This window comes from Janthinobacterium sp. UMAB-56 (assembly GCF_900095265.1).
Classification (GTDB): domain Bacteria; phylum Pseudomonadota; class Gammaproteobacteria; order Burkholderiales; family Burkholderiaceae_D; genus Janthinobacterium.
In genome coordinates this window covers 203378-221137 of record NZ_LT607653.1, presented here as the reverse complement: position 1 = coordinate 221137, position 17760 = coordinate 203378, and the positions used below count along the sequence as shown (strand labels likewise).

At 61.5% G+C, this 17760-nt stretch carries 16 protein-coding genes; 6 read left to right on the top strand and 10 right to left on the bottom strand.

Annotation, left to right across the window (positions count from 1 at the left end; genetic code table 11):
- Window positions 1-96: 96 nt before the first annotated feature.
- Together K0F85_RS06920 and K0F85_RS06915 are read right to left on the bottom strand one after the other, a co-directional pair.
- A complete protein-coding gene (locus K0F85_RS06920; RefSeq protein ID WP_070254674.1) occupies window positions 97-720 on the bottom strand; it encodes a trimeric intracellular cation channel family protein in 624 nt (207 codons plus the stop codon).
- 4 nt (window positions 721-724) lie between these two features.
- Window positions 725-3154, bottom strand: coding sequence for a penicillin-binding protein 1A (locus tag K0F85_RS06915; protein ID WP_219115255.1), 2430 nt, complete (start codon window positions 3152-3154; stop codon window positions 725-727).
- A gap of 138 nt (window positions 3155-3292) precedes the next feature.
- Here K0F85_RS06915 and K0F85_RS06910 point away from each other — a divergent pair, with 138 nt between their 5' ends.
- Window positions 3293-4186, top strand: a complete 894-nt coding sequence (locus K0F85_RS06910; RefSeq protein ID WP_219115253.1) for an HTH-type transcriptional regulator ArgP — start codon at window positions 3293-3295, stop codon at window positions 4184-4186.
- Between the two features lie 165 nt (window positions 4187-4351).
- Here the strand turns inward: K0F85_RS06910 and can are convergent, their stop codons facing one another.
- The 7 genes from can to K0F85_RS06875 all read right to left on the bottom strand — a co-directional run bounded on the left by can (window position 4352) and on the right by K0F85_RS06875 (window position 13290).
- Window positions 4352-5023 carry a carbonate dehydratase gene (gene can, locus K0F85_RS06905; protein ID WP_077408716.1) on the bottom strand — a complete coding sequence of 224 codons (672 nt, stop codon included), beginning with the start codon at window positions 5021-5023 and terminating at the stop codon, window positions 4352-4354.
- Window positions 5024-5161: 138 nt separating this feature from the next.
- Entirely contained in the window at window positions 5162-6295 is a 1134-nt protein-coding gene (gene dnaJ / locus K0F85_RS06900; RefSeq protein WP_219115251.1) for a molecular chaperone DnaJ, read from the bottom strand.
- 160 nt (window positions 6296-6455) lie between these two features.
- Complete coding sequence (gene dnaK, locus K0F85_RS06895) at window positions 6456-8399, bottom strand: molecular chaperone DnaK (RefSeq protein WP_034745982.1); 1944 nt, start codon at window positions 8397-8399, stop codon at window positions 6456-6458.
- A 90-nt stretch (window positions 8400-8489) separates the two neighbouring features.
- On the bottom strand, window positions 8490-9011 hold the full coding sequence (gene grpE, locus K0F85_RS06890) for a nucleotide exchange factor GrpE (protein WP_219115250.1): 522 nt from the start codon (window positions 9009-9011) through the stop codon (window positions 8490-8492).
- A gap of 344 nt (window positions 9012-9355) precedes the next feature.
- Window positions 9356-10465 (bottom strand): ferrochelatase, encoded by a 1110-nt coding sequence (hemH, locus tag K0F85_RS06885; RefSeq protein ID WP_219115248.1) that lies wholly within the window; start codon window positions 10463-10465, stop codon window positions 9356-9358.
- 138 nt (window positions 10466-10603) lie between these two features.
- Complete coding sequence (gene recN, locus K0F85_RS06880) at window positions 10604-12271, bottom strand: DNA repair protein RecN (protein ID WP_219115246.1); 1668 nt, start codon at window positions 12269-12271, stop codon at window positions 10604-10606.
- A 47-nt stretch (window positions 12272-12318) separates the two neighbouring features.
- On the bottom strand, window positions 12319-13290 hold the full coding sequence (locus K0F85_RS06875) for an NAD kinase (protein ID WP_257572584.1): 972 nt from the start codon (window positions 13288-13290) through the stop codon (window positions 12319-12321).
- A 262-nt stretch (window positions 13291-13552) separates the two neighbouring features.
- On the opposite strand from K0F85_RS06875, the gene K0F85_RS06870 reads away from it, so the two are divergent.
- The 4 genes from K0F85_RS06870 (at window position 13553) to gloA (ending at window position 16232) form a co-directional block, all read left to right on the top strand.
- Window positions 13553-13819, top strand: coding sequence for a hypothetical protein (locus K0F85_RS06870; protein WP_219115245.1), 267 nt, complete (start codon window positions 13553-13555; stop codon window positions 13817-13819).
- A 39-nt stretch (window positions 13820-13858) separates the two neighbouring features.
- Entirely contained in the window at window positions 13859-15169 is a 1311-nt protein-coding gene (locus K0F85_RS06865) for a sorbosone dehydrogenase family protein (RefSeq protein WP_219115244.1), read from the top strand.
- Window positions 15170-15287: 118 nt separating this feature from the next.
- On the top strand, window positions 15288-15710 hold the full coding sequence (locus K0F85_RS06860) for an OsmC family protein (RefSeq protein ID WP_219115242.1): 423 nt from the start codon (window positions 15288-15290) through the stop codon (window positions 15708-15710).
- Between the two features lie 114 nt (window positions 15711-15824).
- On the top strand, window positions 15825-16232 hold the full coding sequence (gene gloA, locus K0F85_RS06855; RefSeq protein ID WP_219115241.1) for a lactoylglutathione lyase: 408 nt from the start codon (window positions 15825-15827) through the stop codon (window positions 16230-16232).
- 4 nt (window positions 16233-16236) lie between these two features.
- Here the strand turns inward: gloA and K0F85_RS06850 are convergent, their stop codons facing one another.
- The gene (locus tag K0F85_RS06850) at window positions 16237-17142 is read right to left on the bottom strand and encodes a LysR family transcriptional regulator (RefSeq protein ID WP_219115239.1); all 906 of its coding nucleotides are present in this window, start codon (window positions 17140-17142) and stop codon (window positions 16237-16239) included.
- 91 nt (window positions 17143-17233) lie between these two features.
- Between K0F85_RS06850 and K0F85_RS06845 the strand changes: the two genes are divergently transcribed.
- Window positions 17234-17701: a DMT family transporter gene (locus tag K0F85_RS06845; RefSeq protein WP_257572583.1), complete on the top strand. Its 468-nt coding sequence runs from the start codon at window positions 17234-17236 to the stop codon at window positions 17699-17701.
- Window positions 17702-17760: the final 59 nt, after the last annotated feature.

The window sequence follows — 17760 nt, the reverse complement described above, 5'->3', positions numbered from 1 at the left end:
CGCTTCTGCTCCATTTGGCTGGGGTGATAAGCATGAAACGCAGCGGCGGAGAAAAAGGGGTTAAAGGCGCGTAAAAATATTCACGCGACTACAGCCTTACTCAAAACCGCGAATCCGGTCGCCATTGAAATTCGGCAGGCGCCACTCGAAGTGCAGGGCCAGGAAGCGGAACAGGAAGCCGGCGCCGATGGAAGCCAGCTGCGCCACGGAGCTGTCGACCTTGAAGTACAGCAGACCCACGTACAGGCTGCCCGTAAACAGGGCCACGGTGGCATACACTTCGCGCTGCAGCACCAGGGGAATCTGGTTGCACAGGATATCGCGCAGCAGGCCGCCGAAGACGCCCGTGATCATCCCCGCCAGCACGACGATGGCCGGATGCATCTTGGCCGACATGGCGATGTCGCAGCCAATCACGCAAAACGCCACCAGGCCCAGTCCATCGACCAGCAAAAAAATCGCGCGCAGATGATGCAGGTAGCGCGCAACAAAGGCCGTGACGACGGCCGCGCCGATGGTAAACAGCAGGTATTCGGGATGCGCGATCCAGCCCAGCGGATAGTGCCCCAGCAGCACGTCGCGCACGGTGCCGCCACCGAGCGCCGTGACGGTGCCGATCATGCAGATGCCGAACAAATCCATGCCGCGTCGCATGCCCATGATGGCGCCGGACATCGCTTCGGCAACAATCGCCACCAGGTAAATCGTATATAACAGCATGCTCTTACTCTTCCGAAAATGATTTGAGAATTTGTTCGCGTTCGCGCGCTTCGCTCAGGGTGCGCGCTTCGTTTGTGGCCGTGCCGGAGCCGCCATCGCCAGCGTCACCGTGCGCCATGCGCGTATCGGCACCGTCGCTGCCGCAACTGACGCTGCTGTGGATGAAGGCGTGGCTGTCTCGCAGACAGTCGCCGGCCAGGTATTCGGCATACACATAATCGCCATCGAGCAGGGCCAGGCCTGGCGGTTCGGCCAGCACCTGCTCGCGGCGGCCCTGCACGGCCACCTGCATGTAGTCGCGCCAGACGGGCAGCGCCAGGGTGCCGCCCGTGGCGTTGCCCAGGCTTTTAGGCTGGTCGTAGCCGAGCCAGACGACGGACACCAGGCCCGAGGAATAGCCGGCGAACCAGGCGTCATACGCATTGTTCGACGTCCCCGTCTTGCCGGCCGCGTCGCTGCGTCCCAGGGCCAGCGCGCCGCGTCCCGTGCCGCTCTTGACGACGTCGCGCAGCATGCTGTCCATGACGTAGGCATTACGGGTGGAGATGACTTGCGTGCCTGGTGCCGGCTCGCCCTTGGCGCGCGGCGTCGCATCGCTGAACAGCACCGCACCGCTGCGGCTGCGCACTTCCTTGATCAATTTCGGCGGCATTTGCATGCCGCCGTTGGCAAATACGGCATACGACTGCGCCAGCTGCAGCGGCGTGACGGCGCCTGCCCCCAAGGCCAGCGGCAGGGAGACAGGATTGCGCGCGCCCTCGAAGCCGAAGCGCGTGGCGTAGTGCTGCACGTAGCCGGGACCGGCTGCCTGCATCAGGCTGACGGCAACGAGGTTTTTCGAGCGCACGAGGCCGCGCCGCACACTGATGAAGCCCTCATAGTTGTTACCGTAATTGCGCGGACGCCAGGGCCGGGCGCCCGTTTCCTGCGGCAGCAGCAGGCGCTGCGTATCATCCACGGCCGTGCCGGGAAAGTACCCCTTTTCCAGCGCCGCCGAATACACAAAGGGCTTGAAGCTGGAGCCCGGCTGGCGGTAGGCCTGCATGGCGTGGTTGTAGTGGTTGCGGTAAAAATCGAAGCCGCCCGCCATGGCGACGATTTCGCCGCTGTGCGCCTCGACGGAAATGAGCGCGCCTTCCATCTCGGGCAGCTGGCTCACCAGCCAAGGGCTTTTCGCCGCGTCGTGCACCACGCGGATGACGCTGTTTTCCACGATGGCGCGCTTGCCGTCGAGCGGCAACTTGCCGCCCAGTCGCGCATCGGATGCAAGCACGATGATTTCCTCGCCATTGCGCAGCTGCGCCGTGAGTTGGCGCTTGCCGGAAGTATCCACTTTGCGCACCAGGGCGGCTTGCACTTCTCCGCTGTCCGGATAGGGGGCCAGCTGGCGCGCCACGCTGTCTTCGGAGGCGGCCAGGCGCGCGTCAGGACCACGGTAGCCGCGTCTCGCCTGGGCATTCAGCAAGCCATCGCGCAGCGACTTGTCGGCCGCGCGCTGCGGCGCCATGCGGATGGTGGTCGTCACGTCCAGGCCCATGCTGTAGGCACCTTCGGGATAACTTTGCAAGATCAGCTGGCGCGCTTCCTCGACCGCATACGCGGCCGCGTGCACCGAGCTGTTGCGGTGCTTGTTCAGCGCCAGTTTCTCCGCCACGGCGGCGGCGTATTCGGCTGGCGTGATGTAGCCGAGTTCACGCATGCGCTGCAGGATGTAATGCTGGCGCACGGTGGCGCGCTGCGGATTGGCGACGGGGTTATAGGCCGACGGCGCCTTCGGCAGGCCGGCCAGCATGGCCGCTTCGGCGATGCTGACGTCGGCCAGGGGCTTGTCGAAATAAATGTTCGAAGCGGCGGAAAAGCCGTAGGAACGCTCGCCCAGGTAAATCTGGTTCATATACAGTTCCAGCAGCTTGTCCTTGCCGTAGTGCTGTTCCAGCTTGTAGGCGAGCAGCATCTCCGTCAGCTTGCGCTGCACGGTCTTTTCGCGCGACAGGAAGAAATCGCGCGCCACCTGCATGGTGATGGTGCTGGCGCCCTGCGCATGGTGGCCCGTGACGACGTTGGCGAGCGTGGCGCGCGTCAAGCCATAGAAATCGACGGCGCCATGCTCGTAGAAACGCGCATCCTCGATGGCCAGCAAGGCCTGGCGCATGCGCAGCGGGATGTCTTGCAAGGGCAAAAATTCGCGGCGCTCTTCGCCGTATTCGGCCAGCAGCTCGCCTTCGCTGGAGAAAATGCGCAGCGGCAGCGCAGGCTTGTACTGCGCCAGGTGCTCGACGGCCGGCAAATCCTGCCACGCCTGGCGCAGCCACCAGCCGCCTGCCAGCGCGGCGGCCATGCCCAGGCCCAGGGTCAATCCCAGGCCGAATTTCAGATTGCGCGCCAGCTTCGATGGCGGCTTGCGGGTGGTCGTGTCGTTCGCTTGTGCTTCCATGGTGGTATTTCCTTGCTGCCAGGAGGCCGCATACGGGTACGCTGCACTCCATCAAAGAAGCATTGTGCACTGCAACACACCTATCCTTATCAAAAGTAAGTATTATTTAGTATTGATAAATTTTTCTTATGCAAAGCGATGACCATGGATCTCAATCCCAAGCACACGGAAGCGTTCCGCGCCGTCGTCGAAACGGGCAGTTTCGAGCAGGCGGCGCTACGGCTGCACCTGACGTCGCCCGCCATTTCGCAGAGGGTGCGGGCGCTGGAAAGCCAGCTGGGCAATGCGCTGATCGTGCGTAGCCGTCCCGCGCGCGCCACGCGCATGGGCCAGCGCCTGATGCAATACCTGAAGCGCGCCAAGCTGCTGGAAGCCGATTTGCAGGCGGAACTGGCGGTGCAGCAGGATGCCCCGCTGACCCTGGTGCTGGCGCTGAACGCGGATTCGATGGGTACCTGGTTTTTCCCCGCCTTGTCCGAGGTGCTGATACGCGAGCGCGTGCTGCTGGACCTGACCGTGGAAGACCAGGACCACACGTATACCCTGCTGGAGACGGGCATGGCGATTGGCTGCATCAGCACCGAGCCCAAGCCAATGCGCGGCTGCACGGCCGAGCCGCTGGGGGTGATGCGTTACTGGCTGGTGGCCACGCCGGCGTTTCGCCAGCAGTGGTTCGCGCATGGCCTGACGCGCAAGGCGGCCCGCACGGCGCCCGTCGTCGCCTACACGCGCAAGGACACCTTGCAATCGTCGTTCCTGCAAGAAGCGCTGGGGCTGCCCGAAGGGGCCTACCCCTGCCATTACGTGCCGGGCGCCACCTCGCACTTCAACGCCATCCGCTACGGTCTCGGTTATGGCATGGTGCCCGAGCTGCTGCTGAAAGCAAACACGGATGGTGAACTGGTAGAAATGCTCACGCCCAAGACCCCGGCCGACGTGGCCCTGTACTGGCACACGTGGAAGGTGCAATCGCCGCGCCTGGAGCAGCTGTCGCGGCACATCATCGCGGCGGCGCGCAGCATGTTGAAATAGTTATCGCTGCATGTCCCGGCGCTTGCGCGCCGAGCGGCGCACCGAAAGTCTCGCTACTTTCATGACGGCCGGCAGGGGAATGTGCCGAGCAACCGGGGGAAGTCCACTGCAGGCAGACCCGGCCGCCTGAGAGGCGCCGCGCCATAGGCGCGGCGCCAGCGTTGCTTACGCCGTCGCTTCGTAGCGGGCCAGGCGGGTCGCCATGCGCGGCGCCAGTTCGTGGCCTGCCGTGACGGTCACTTCCAGGTCGTTCAGCAAGCCATCCTTCAAGCCATACACCCAGCCATGGACGCTGAGTTCCTGGCCACGTTCCCACGCATCTTGCACGATGGTGGTCTGGCACACGTTCAAGACTTGCTCGACCACATTCAATTCGCACAGGCGGTCGCCGCGCTGGCGGCTGGTCAGCACGTCGCCCAGGTAGCGCTCGTGTTTCTGGCCCACGTCCTGGACGTGACGCAGCCAGTTGTCGACCAGGCCGATGCGCGTCCCCGTCATGGCCGCATGCACGCCTTTACAGCCGTAATGGCCGACGATGATGACATGTTTGACTTTCAGCACGTCCACGGCAAATTGCAGGACGGACAGGCAATTGAGGTCGGAATGGACGACCACGTTGGCAATATTACGGTGCACAAACACGTCGCCAGGCGCCATGCCCAGCAGTTCGTTGGCCGGCACGCGGCTGTCGGAGCAGCCGATCCACAGGTATTCGGGTGAAGTTTGCGCTTCCAGGTTCTTGAAGAAGTTCGGGTCTTTCGCCACCATCGAGTCGGCCCAGCGGCGGTTACGCTGCAGCAGTTCCGCCAGGGCCAGGCCATTTTTCGGTTCGGTCATATCGCTCCCATGAAGTAAGTTCGCCTGAACAGCGCGCCGATCGCGTGCGTTAGCGTGCGATGCGCGCAGATATTGAGTCAAGCTGGGTAAAAAAACGCCGGGATGTTTAAGCATCCCGGCGCATGGTATTACGTGTGCTTACTCAAAAAAATCCTTGACCTTGTCTTTCCAGGTCTTGCTTTGCGGACTGTGCTTGGCACCGCCCTCGGTCGTCGACTTTTCAAAGTCACGCAGCAGGTCTTTTTGTTTTTCCGTCAATTTCACCGGTGTTTCGATGGCCACGTGGCAGAACAGGTCGCCCGCGTAACCGGAGCGCACGCCCTTGATGCCCTTGCCCTTCAGGCGGAAGGTTTTACCCGACTGCGTGCCTTCCGGGATGGTGAACGACACTTTGCCGTTCAGGGTCGGCACTTCGATTTCGCCGCCCAGTGCCGCCTTGGTGAACGAGATCGGCATTTCGCAATGCAGGTCGTCGCCTTCACGCTGGAATACGGCGTGCGGCTTGATGTGGATTTCCACGTACAGGTCGCCCGCCGGACCGCCATTCGTGCCCGGCTCGCCGTTGCCGGACGAGCGGATACGCATGCCGTTGTCGATACCGACAGGTATCTTCACTTCCAGCGTCTTGTTGCGCTTGATGCGACCGGCGCCACCGCATGGCGTGCACGGGTCGGTGATGACCTTGCCGCTGCCATGGCATTTAGGGCACGTTTGCTGGATGCTGAAGAAACCTTGCTGCATGCGCACCTGGCCGTGGCCACCACAGGTACCGCAGGTGGTCGGCGAGGTGCCCGGCTTGGCGCCGCTGCCGTGGCAAGTGTCGCACTTGTCCCAACTCGGCACGCGGATGGTCGTGTCGAAGCCGTGTGCAGCTTGCTCCAGTGTAATTTCCAGGTTGTAGCGCAAGTCGGCGCCACGGTACACCTGTGGCCCCGCATTGCGGCTGCGTCCACCGCCACCGCCAAAGATGTCGCCGAAGATATCGCCGAAACTGTCGGCAAAGCCGCCAGCACCGCCGCCGAAGCCGCCACCGCCGCCCATGTTCGGGTCTACGCCGGCGTGACCATAACGGTCATACGCATCGCGCTTTTCCGGATTGGTCAGCATCTCGTAGGCTTCTTTGACTTCCTTAAACTTTTCTTCCGATTCCTTGCTATCCGGATTGCGGTCCGGATGGTATTTCATCGCCAGTTTACGGTAAGACTTTTTGATCTCTTCTTCCGAAGCATTTTTTGCGACACCGAGTGTCTCGTAAAAATCTCGCTTTGCCATGTTGTCGGCACCTTGCAGTCTATCTACTGATGTAAAAATTACACGAAAAAGCCGAGTCGAGTGCTGCACTGGGCAACGACTCGGCTCGGCCGGTCTTCGCGGCTAATCCCGCGATGTAGCGTTCAGCCCGGCTACCCCCAGTTCATGGGAGCGCAAGACCTTACTTGCTGTCTTTGACTTCCTTGAAGTCAGCATCGACAACATCGTCTTGCTTGGCGCCTGCGTCCGATGCGCCAGCAGCTTGCTGTGCACCTTCCGCGCCGCCGGCAGCTTGCTGCGCTTGCATGTCGGCATACATTTTTTCGCCCAGTTTCTGCGATGCGCTCGACAGTGCTTCCACCTTGGCGTCGATCTCAGCCTTGTCACCCGCCTTGATACTTGCTTCCAGGTCGGTGATTGCCGCTTCGATCTTCTCTTTCTCGCCCGCATCGAGCTTATCGCCGTATTCGGTCAAGGATTTCCGGGTCGAGTGTACCAGAGCATCGGCCTGGTTGCGCGACTCGGCCAATTCTTTGACCTTCTTGTCTTCTTCTGCGTTCAACTCGGCGTCTTTGACCATCTTCTGGATTTCAGCCTCGGTCAAGCCGGAATTGGCCTTGATCGTGATCTTGTTTTCCTTGCCGGTGGCCTTGTCTTTCGCGCCGACATGCAAGATGCCGTTGGCGTCGATGTCGAAGGTCACTTCGATCTGTGGCGTGCCGCGCGATGCTGGCGGGATGCCTTCCAGATTGAATTCGCCCAGACCCTTGTTGCCGGCAGCGATTTCGCGCTCACCCTGGAAGACCTTGATGGTCACCGCAGGCTGGTTGTCGTCGGCCGTCGAGAATACCTGGCTGAACTTGGTCGGAATCGTCGTGTTTTTGTGAATCATCTTGGTCATCACGCCGCCCAGGGTTTCGATACCCAGGGACAGAGGGGTGACGTCCAGCAACAGCAAGTCCTTGCGTTCGCCCGACAGGACCGAACCTTGAATCGCTGCGCCCACGGCGACGGCTTCGTCCGGGTTCACATCCTTGCGTGGATCCTTGCCGAAGAATTCCTTCACTTTTTCCTGCACCTTCGGCATACGGGTCATACCGCCGACCAGGATGATGTCATCGATGTCCGACACTTTCACGCCTGCATCTTTGATGGCGATGCGGCATGGCTCCATGGTGGCCGTGATCAGCTCTTCCACCAGGGATTCCAGCTTGGCGCGGGTCATCTTCAGGTTCAAGTGGACCGGTGCGCCGTTCGCCATGGCGATGTATGGCTCATTGATCTCGGTTTGTTGCGACGACGACAATTCGATCTTCGCGCGCTCGGCCGAAGCCTTGATGCGCTGCAGAGCGATCGGATCTTTTTTCAGGTCGATGCCGTTGATCTTCTTGAACTCGTCGATGATGTAATCGATGACGCGCTGATCGAAGTCTTCGCCGCCCAGGAAGGTGTCGCCGTTGGTCGACAGCACTTCAAATTGTTTTTCCCCATCAACATCCGCGATTTCGATGATCGACACGTCGAACGTACCGCCACCCAAGTCATACACGGCGATTTTACGGTCGCCTTTTTCGGTCTTGTCCAGGCCGAATGCCAGCGCTGCTGCGGTTGGCTCGTTGATGATGCGCTTGACGTCCAGGCCAGCGATACGGCCGGCATCCTTGGTCGCTTGACGCTGCGAATCGTTGAAATAAGCAGGCACAGTGATGACGGCTTCGGTGACTTCTTCGCCGAGGTAGTCTTCTGCCGTTTTCTTCATCTTGCGCAGGACTTCAGCCGAAATTTGCGGCGGCGCCAGTTTTTTGTCGCGTACGCCGATCCATGCATCGCCGTTGTCGGCCTTCATGATTTGGTAAGGCATCAGCGCGATGTCTTTTTGTACTTCTTTTTCGTCGAACTTGCGACCGATCAGACGCTTGACTGCGTACAGCGTGTTCTTCGGATTGGTCACGGCCTGGCGTTTCGCTGGCGCGCCGACGAGAATTTCGCCATCTTCCTGATAAGCAATAATCGACGGCGTCGTGCGTGCGCCTTCAGCGTTTTCGATTACCTTTGGCTGACCGTTTTCCATGATGGAAACGCAGGAATTTGTGGTTCCCAGATCGATACCGATAATTCTACCCATGATATTTTCCTTTTATTTGCTAGATTTCAGATGGTTCTTATATGTGGCAAAGCGGCATGGTTTCAAGGCTTGCTTGATGCCGCCCTCTGATTATTTTGCTTGCGCGGTCGTTACAATGGCTGGACGCAGCAAACGGTCCGCAATCATATAGCCCTTTTGCAGGACTGACACGATGGTATTGGCTTCCTGGTCCGCTGGCACCACGGCAACGGCCTGGTGTTTCATCGGATCAAGCTTCTCACCCTGCACTGGCAACACTTCCACCAGGCGGTTGCGCTCGAACGCGGCATTCAATTGCTTCAGGGTCATCTCGACGCCTTCTTTCAGCGATTCGATGGTCGGTGCTTCCACCGTCAGCGCCGTTTCCAGGCTGTCTTTTACCGGCACCATGGCTTCGGCAAAGCTTTCCACTGCGAATTTATGCGCTTTAGCAACATCTTCCTGCGCACGGCGGCGAATATTTTCGCCATCGGCCTTGGCGCGCATGAAGGCATCGTGCATCTCTGCAAGACGCGCTTCGGTACTCGCCAACTGCTCTTCCAAAGTAGGCTCTGCGGTAGCAGCGGCGTCCGCTTGCGGATTAGGTACAGCTTGGTTTTCCTGATCTTGCATCTAGAAAGCTCCTACAATCAATGACTTAAATGAGTTAGTCTAATTATCTTTACAACACTAACCGGCAGATGGGGCTATATCCTATTGTTTCAAGGGGCATTCCTGGCAGAACCAGCGATTACATCGACCCATGTTACAGCTAATTACAAAGTGCTTCCCATTTCTGGTTGCGAGCCGTGCGCGCCTCCTTGATTTTTCAGGCGGCCCCCGACAAAGCGGGCATTCTACCAGCCCCGCCACCGCCATCGCCACTGGCAGCGTTGCTATCTGGATCGTCTCCTGGCCACGCCAGACGTGACAAAGCCGCGCAAGCGCGGCTTTTCATTGGCAATCATTCATTCGTCTTAATTCGCCGCGCCCAGGGCCAGCGCTGCCGCGCGCGCCTGCTCGCCCGCTTTCTTGTCCGCTTCGCGCTGCGCCGCCGTCTTCATCGTCGGCCAGCCGATCATGTGCTGCTCGGCAATTTCCGCCAGGCCGGCGATCCAGGCCGGCGTTTCATTCAGGCAGGCGATGTAGTGAAACTGCTGGCCACCGGCCGTCTCGAAATCATGTTTCGCTTCCATGGCGATCTCTTCCAGCGTTTCCAGGCAATCGCTGGTAAATCCCGGGCACAGCAGGTCGACGCGCCGGATACCCTGCTGTGCCAGCGCCACCAGGGTGGGCGCCGTGTACGGCTGCAGCCATTCAGCCTTGCCAAAGCGCGACTGGAAAGTCACCACGTATTGCTCTTTAGTTAATTTTAACTTTTCCGCCAGCAGACGCGCCGTTTTCAGGCATTGGCAATGGTACGGGTCGCCCAGCAGCAAGGTGCGCTTGGGCACGCCATGAAAACTCATCACCAGTTTTTCGGGACGGCCATGCGCTTCCCAGTGGTTCAGCACGGAATCGTGCAAGGCGTCGATATACGTGTCGTGCTCGTGATATTGCTTAATAAAACGCAATTCCGGCACATTGCGCACCGTCGCGTAATGGGCAAACACGGCGTCATAGATGGAACCCGTCGTCGTGCCCGAGTATTGCGGATAGGCAGGCAGGATGGCGATGCGCTCGCAGCCTTCGCTTTTCAGCTTGGCCAGCACTTCGGGCAAGGAAGGCGAACCGTAGCGCATGGCCATGGCCACCGTGACGCCGTCATGGCCCCGTTCGGCCAGGGCGCCAGCCAGCAACTTGGCCTGCTTTTGCGTGTGCACTTTCAGGGGCGAGCCTTCGCGCGTCCAGATCGACGCGTATTTCTTGGCCGACTGGCCTGAGCGGAATGGCAAAATGATCAGGTTCAAAATGAACCACCAGACGAGACGGGGAATTTCCACGACACGCGGGTCCGACAAAAATTGCTTCAGGTAGCGCCGCACGGCCGACGAGGTGGGCGCATCGGGCGTGCCCAGGTTGACCAGCACCACGGCGCTGCGGTCGATACTGCCATGCGTGTACGGAGGTTCTGCTTGAAATGACATGAAGGCTCTTTGTAGGCGTTGGATGGATTAGCCAGTGATTATAGTTGCATTAACTGCTGGGGTCAGACCCTCAATGCCGCTAACGTCAAGCTCAGCGCTAACGTATCCGGGGGTCTGACCCCGGATTTAATCCTGTGGTCAAATCGCCAGCAATTCGCGCGCGTGCTTGCGCGTGGTGGCCGTAATTTCCAGGCCGCCCAGCATGCGCGCCACTTCTTCCACCCTGGCCTTGGCATCGAGCATGTCGATGCGCGATGCCGTCTTGCCATTGTCCAGGGTACTTTTCGCCACCTGAAAATGCTGATTCGCCTGGCTGGCCACTTGCGGCAAGTGGGTCACGCACAGCACTTGGCGTCCCTGCCCCAGGCGTTTCAGCAGTCGCCCTACCACTTCAGCGACAGCGCCGCCGATGCCGCTGTCGACCTCGTCGAAGATCAGGGTCGGCGTGGTGGTGGCGTGCGAAGTGATGACGGAGATGGCCAGCGCGATACGCGCCAGTTCGCCGCCGGACGCCACCTTGGCCAGCGAGCGGGGCGCCGTGCCCGCATGGCCGGCGACGAGGAATTCCACTTGCTCGAGGCCGTGGGCAGCCGGTTCGCATGGATTGAGGGCGATTTCAAAGCTGCCGCCCGTCATGCTCAGTTCCTGCATGGCGCGCGTGACGGCTAGTCCCAGTTCCAGGGCGGCGACGCGGCGCGTGTCGGACAGGCGCCCGGCTACGCCACGGTACTCGGCTTCGATCTTCGCTTCCTGGCGCAGCAAACCCTCGATGTCGGAAGCGTCGGCCAGGTGCTGCAGCTTTTCCGACAGCTTGGCGTGCTCCTCCGGCAATTCTTCGGGCGTGACGCGAAATTTGCGGGCCGTGCTGTGCATGGCTTCCATGCGCGCGTCGAGCTGGTGCAGACGCTCCGGGTCCAGTTCCACGCGGTCCAGGTAATTGTTCAAGGCATACACGGATTCCTGCAGCTGGATGCGCGACGATTCGATCAGGTCGACAATCGGCTGCAATTCCGCATCGACAGAGACAAGCTTGCCCAGCTTCTGGTTCAAGGCCGACAGTTGCGACACGATCGGATGGTCTTCCGACTCGGAAATGAGGGACAAGGCTTCCTGCGCCCCTTCCAGCAGGCTGGCCGCGTGCGACAGACGGCTGTGCTCGTTCGTAATCTCCGTCCACTCGCCGGGCTTGGCAGCCAGCTTTTCCAGTTCTCCCACTTGCCATTCCAGGCGCTCGCGTTCGTACAGCACGTTGGCGGCATTCGTTTCGAACTCTTCGCGCTGGCGCACGAGAGCCCGCCAGCGCTTGTGCAGCGCCGCCACTTGCCGCGCATCCTGTTCCGCGCCCGCTTCGCGCGCCGTCGCCTGGCCATCGAGCAAGGCGCGCTGCGCGTCACTTTTCAGCAGCGACTGATGCGCGTGCTGGCCGTGGATATCGACCAACATATCGCCCAGCTCGCGCAACTGCGCGGCTGTGGCCGGGATGCCGTTGATGTACGCTTTCGAGCGACCCGCATTGTCGATCACGCGGCGCAACAGGGCGCCGCCATCGTCGTTGGCGAATTCATGCGCCACCAGCCAGGCTTGCGCCACCTCGCTGACGGAGAAATCGGCCGTGATGTCAGCCTTGGCCGCGCCTTCGCGCACCACGCTGGCGTCGCCGCGCCCGCCCAGCGCCAGGGTCAGCGCATCGATGAGGATGGACTTGCCGGCGCCCGTCTCACCCGTCAGCACGCTGAAGCCGGCGGAAAATTCCAGTTCAATGGTATCGACAATGACAAAATCGCGAATGGACAGTGTATGGAGCATGGCTTCTGTGGTTAGGCGGCGTACCGCGGGTTAGCGTGGAGAAAATGTTAGCTGAGCTTGCCCTCGCCCGACGGGTACTCATTCCAGTGCAGTTTTTCACGCAGGGTGTTGTAGTAACTCCACCCTTCCGGATGCAGGAAGGTAATCGTATGGGGCGAACGGCGGATGAGGATGCGGTCTTGCTGCGCCAGGCTGGCAAAGGTCTGCATGTCGAAATTGACGCTGATATCGCGACCGCGCACGATTTCCACGACGATCTGGCTGGAATCGGGCAAGACGATGGGGCGGTTCGACAGGGCATGCGGGGCAATCGGCACGAGCACGATGCCGCCCAGGGTCGGGTGCAGCAGGGGGCCGCCGGCCGACAGCGCATACGCAGTCGAGCCCGTGGGCGTGGCGATGATCAAGCCGTCAGAACGCTGGTTGTACATGAAGTGCCCGTCGACTTCAACGCGCAATTCCGCCATGCCGGCACCGCCGCCGCGCGAAACGACGACATCGTTGACGGCCATGCCCACGTGGATCGACTCACCGTCACGCAGCACGCTGCCTTCAAGCAAGGTGCGGCGTTCGGCCTTGAAACGGCCGCCGAGAATTTGCGCCAATACAGGCAACATGCGCTCGAGAGGAATATCCGTCATGAAACCCAAGCGCCCCTGATTGATACCGATCAAGGGGACGTCGAATGGCGCCATCTGGCGCGCAATGCCCAGCATGGTGCCGTCACCGCCCATGACGATGGCGCAATCGGCGGCGGCGCCGATTGCGGCCGGCGACATGGCGCGCACGCCGGGAAACGCCAAATTCAGGTGCGTGGCCGTCTCCTCCTCAAAGACCACCGTGTGGCCCAGCACTTGCAGGAAATCCACGATGCTTTTAACCGGTTCGGCAATGCCATCCGTATTCTGGCGCACGACCAGGGCAATCGTCTTGGCGCCCAGGTTGAAGCGCTCGCCCGAGGCTGGCAAAATTGCGGTTGGCTGTTCGGCTGGCTGTTCGGCGTGTGTATCGACGGGCATAAGAGTCTCTGAAGTGTATGCGTTGGCAAGCCGCCCCAGGCTGTCGCGTCGCACGCCGCCATCGCATGATACTGTATATATGCACAGTATAGTGCGGCTGCCGTGTGCCTGCAAGGGGCGTTCTTGGTGTTGCACGCAGTGTAGCGCAGAAAAAGAATCGTCCATGCGTGCGCCAGCGCTCCCAACATGGACAAATCCGCTTGCAGACGGCCTGAAGTGGCCTGACACTGGGTTCCCGTCATCTCTCATGCCAGGAGGCCATATGCTTACCCCGCCAAGTGAACGCAAGATCAATACCGATGAAAAGGTCAAGAATGACGGCGTCGACCGCTTGCCGCATGAGCGCGATGAATCGCCCGATGCACAACACCTGCACCCACGCAAAATCATGCAACAGGCGGCCAGCGATCTGGAACGCGGCCTGGTCGATACGGATCGACGCGCCCAGCCCGGCGTGGAAAAGGTCAAGCCCGCCGCGCCGCAGCAAGCCCGCCCGGACGCGCAATTGGAACCAAAGAAGGCGCGCTGACTCCAACTGTCACGCACTGTCAATGTTATGGAGTACGCCATGCACCGTTACGTGTGTTCATTCCTGCTGGCCGCAGCCTGCGGCACCACGCTCGCCCGCGCCCAGGCACCCGCCATGCCCGTGGGCTTTGGCCCGCAACCCGCCCTGCCCGCGCCGGACAGACAATTCATTCCTACCGTCAACGTGGCCCCGGTGCAGCGCTGGACGGCCGCACAGCACCCCGCTGTCGCGCCCGGCCTGGCCATCCATGCGTATGCGCGCGACCTAGACCATCCGCGCTGGCTCTACGTGCTGCCGAATGGCGACGTGCTCGTGGCGGAAACGAATGCCCCGCCGAAACCGGATGACAGCAAAGGCATCAAGGGTGCCATCATGCAGATGCAAATGAAAAAGGCCGGTGCCGCCACACCCAGCGCCAACCGCATCACCCTGCTGCGCGGCCTTGACGCGAATGGCGTGGCGCAATCGCGCAGCGTGTTCCTGCAAGGGTTGAACTCGCCATTCGGCATGGCCCTGGTGGGCAACGAGCTGTACATCGCCAACTCGGACGCACTGATGCGCTTCCCGTACGAAACAGGACAGACCGCCATCACGGCGCCGGGCGTCAAGGTAATGGATTTGCCGGGCGGCCCCATCAATCACCACTGGACCAAGAACGTCGTCGCCAGCGCCGACGGCAAATTTCTCTATGTTTCCGTCGGTTCCAACAGCAATGTGGGGGAAAACGGCATGGCGGCCGAAGACGGCCGTGCCGCCATCTGGCAGTTCACGCGGGCGACGGGCAAGGCGCGCGTGTATGCGACGGGCTTGCGCAATCCGAACGGCATGGCCTGGGAGCCACACAGCGGGGCACTCTGGACGGCCGTCAATGAGCGCGACGAACTGGGCAACGACCTGGTGCCGGACTACATGACGTCCGTCAAGGAAGGCGCTTTCTATGGCTGGCCCTACAGTTATTTCGGCCAGCATGTCGATGCGCGGGTCAAGCCGCCGCGCCCCGAACTGGTAGCCACCGCCATCGCGCCAGACTATGCGCTGGGCGCGCACACGGCCTCGCTGGGACTAGCGTTTTATAAAGGCAGCTTGCTGCCCGAACGCTACCAGGGCGGCGCCTTCATCGGCCAGCACGGTTCGTGGAACCGCAAACCCTTTAGCGGCTATAAAGTCATCTATGTGCCATTCGCCAAGGGCGTGCCCAGCGGCCCGCCACAGGATGTCCTCAGCGGTTTTCTGGACGAGAACGGCAAGGCACAGGGGCGCCCCGTCGGCGTGGCCATCGACAAGGCGGGCGCGCTGCTGGTGGCGGACGACGTGGGCAATGTCGTCTGGCGCGTGACGCCGGCGCCGTGAGCGCGTATGCCGCGCGCCGCGCATGCTGCCCTGCATGCGTCTCCTGTGTGGCGCAACGAACGGAAAGGCAAGGGTGGCACGCGCATGATGGACGCTCGAATCACGCAAGGAGTGCATCATGAAAAAAACAGGATCGGCCGTCTGGAGTGGCGGCCTTAAAGATGGCAAAGGGTTTATTTCCACCCAAAGCGGCGCGCTCGACAATGTGGCCTATGGCTTCAACACGCGCTTCGAAGACGGTCCCGGCAGCAATCCGGAAGAACTGATCGGCGCCGCCCATGCCGCCTGCTTCACCATGGCCCTATCCGGCCAGCTGGGCGAGGCGGGGCTGCGCGCCACGGCCCTGAAAACCACGGCCGACGTGAGCCTGGAAAAAATCGATGGCAGCTATGCCATCACGGCCGTGCACCTGACCCTGGTTGCCAGCATTCCAGGGGCCACCGACGCAGCGTTCCAGGATGCGGCCCTGCGCGCCAAGCTCGGCTGCCCGGTGTCCAAGTTGCTGGCCACGGAAATCACCCTGGACGCCCATCTGGAGTGATTCCCGCATACCGTCCGCTGCTGTCCAATCACCGGACGGCAGGGGCGGTCTCGGCAAGAAAGCCGTAAAACGCATAAAATCCTGCCATTCCCCTCTCACCTTCAAGGATTTACGATGCGTATTTTGCACACCATGTTACGGGTCGGCGACCTGCAGCGCTCCATCGATTTTTACACCAAGGTCCTGGGCATGAAATTGCTGCGCACCAGCGACAATCCGGAATACCAGTACACGCTGGCCTTCGTCGGCTACGGCGCCAACCCCGACCACGCGGAACTGGAACTGACGTATAACTATGGCAGCACCAGCTACGAGCTGGGCACGGCGTATGGCCACATCGCCATCTCGGCCGACGATATCGTCGCCGCTTGCGATGCGGCACGGGCGAATGGCGGCAACGTCACGCGCGAACCCGGCCCCGTGAAAGGCGGCAACACGGTCATCGCCTTCATCACCGATCCGGACGGCTACAAGATCGAATTGATCGAGCGCAAGTTCGACGGCCAGGGCGGCGGCTTGTAATACCTCAGCCTGGCTCGGTGGCCTGTGCAATGGCCGCGCGTAGCCAGGCGATGCCCGCATCGCCCTGCGTGCGGCAGTGGCGTATCGTTTCGAACGCAAACGGCGCGATGGCAAACGGCACAGGATACAACGCCACCCCTTGCACCGCGCTTTCCTGCAAGGTGCGCCGCGCCACTGTCAGGATCAAGTCCGTCCCCCTCACGACATCCGCTGCGACCGTCCAGTACGGCACACGCACGGCGATGCGACGCGTCTGGCCCAGCTGGGCCAAGGCGGCATCGACTTCGGTCGCCATGCCGCCCTCGCTGGACGCCACCAGCACGTGCGGACGCGCCAGATAGGTCTCCAGGGTCAACGTTTCGCCCGGCTCCAGGCTGGCCGGATCGAGCGCGCACACGAACGTTTCCTCGAACAAGGTTTCTCTATGCAACGGCTCGGGCAGTTGCGGGAACACGCCCAGCGCCAGGTCGATCTCGCCATCCTGCACGCCAGCGATCACGGCCGGACGGCTGGCATAGCTGACGGCCAGGTCGATACCGGGCGCTTCCACGCGCAGGCGCCGCAGCAAAGCGGGCAAGATCAACGCCGCACCGTAATCCGACATGGCCAGGCGAAACACGCGCTGCGCCGTGGCCGCCTCGAAGACGGCGCCGCCCAGCACGGAACGCACGCTTTGCAGGGCGTCGGCCAGCGGCCGCGCCAGCGCCAGTGCGCGTGCCGTGGGCTGGAAGCCGCCCTTGCCGCGCAGCAGCAGCGGGTCGTCGAGCAAATGGCGCAGGCGAGCCAGCGCATGGCTGACGGCAGGCTGGCTCATGTGCAAGCGTTCGGCCGCGCGCGACAAATGACGCTCGCTGAGCAGCGCTTCCAGGATCACCAGCAAGTTCAAATCGACGGCGCGCAGACTATTCATTTCATGCATAGTTAAATGACAAATTACGAATTGGATTTAATCATGACAGCATAATACGATGATCCCATCAACTCAACTGTGGGAGTTTCCTATGCAAGGATGGATCACCGTATTTGCCCCGCTGGCCATGCTGGCCGGCGCCGTCGTCCCTTTCCAGGCGGGCGCGAATGCCGCGCTGGGCCGCAACCTGGGCCACCCGCTGTGGGCGACGCTCGCCTCGCTGGCCGTCAGCGCCGTGCTGGCATCGCTCGTGATGCTGGTCTGGCGGGTGCCCGCACCCGATGTCCATCTCGCCGTGCGCGGACCGGGCTGGTCCTGGCTGGGCGGCGCGGCCGGCGTGTTCTATATTACGGCTGCGCTGATGCTGGCGCCGCGCATGGGTTCCGGCCCCTTCATGGCGGCCGTCATCGGCGGGCAAATGCTGGCCGCGCTGGCCATCGACCGCTACGGCTTGCTGGGCTTTGCCGTCAAGCCTATTTCACCACTGCACTGGGCCGGCGCGGGCCTGGTGGTGGCAGGTGTCGTGCTGACACAAATCGCCAACAGCCGCGCCGGGTGATGCAGGGCACGGGACGAAAAAAAACCAGCGCCGTTAGCGACGCTGGTTTTCATGCAGAA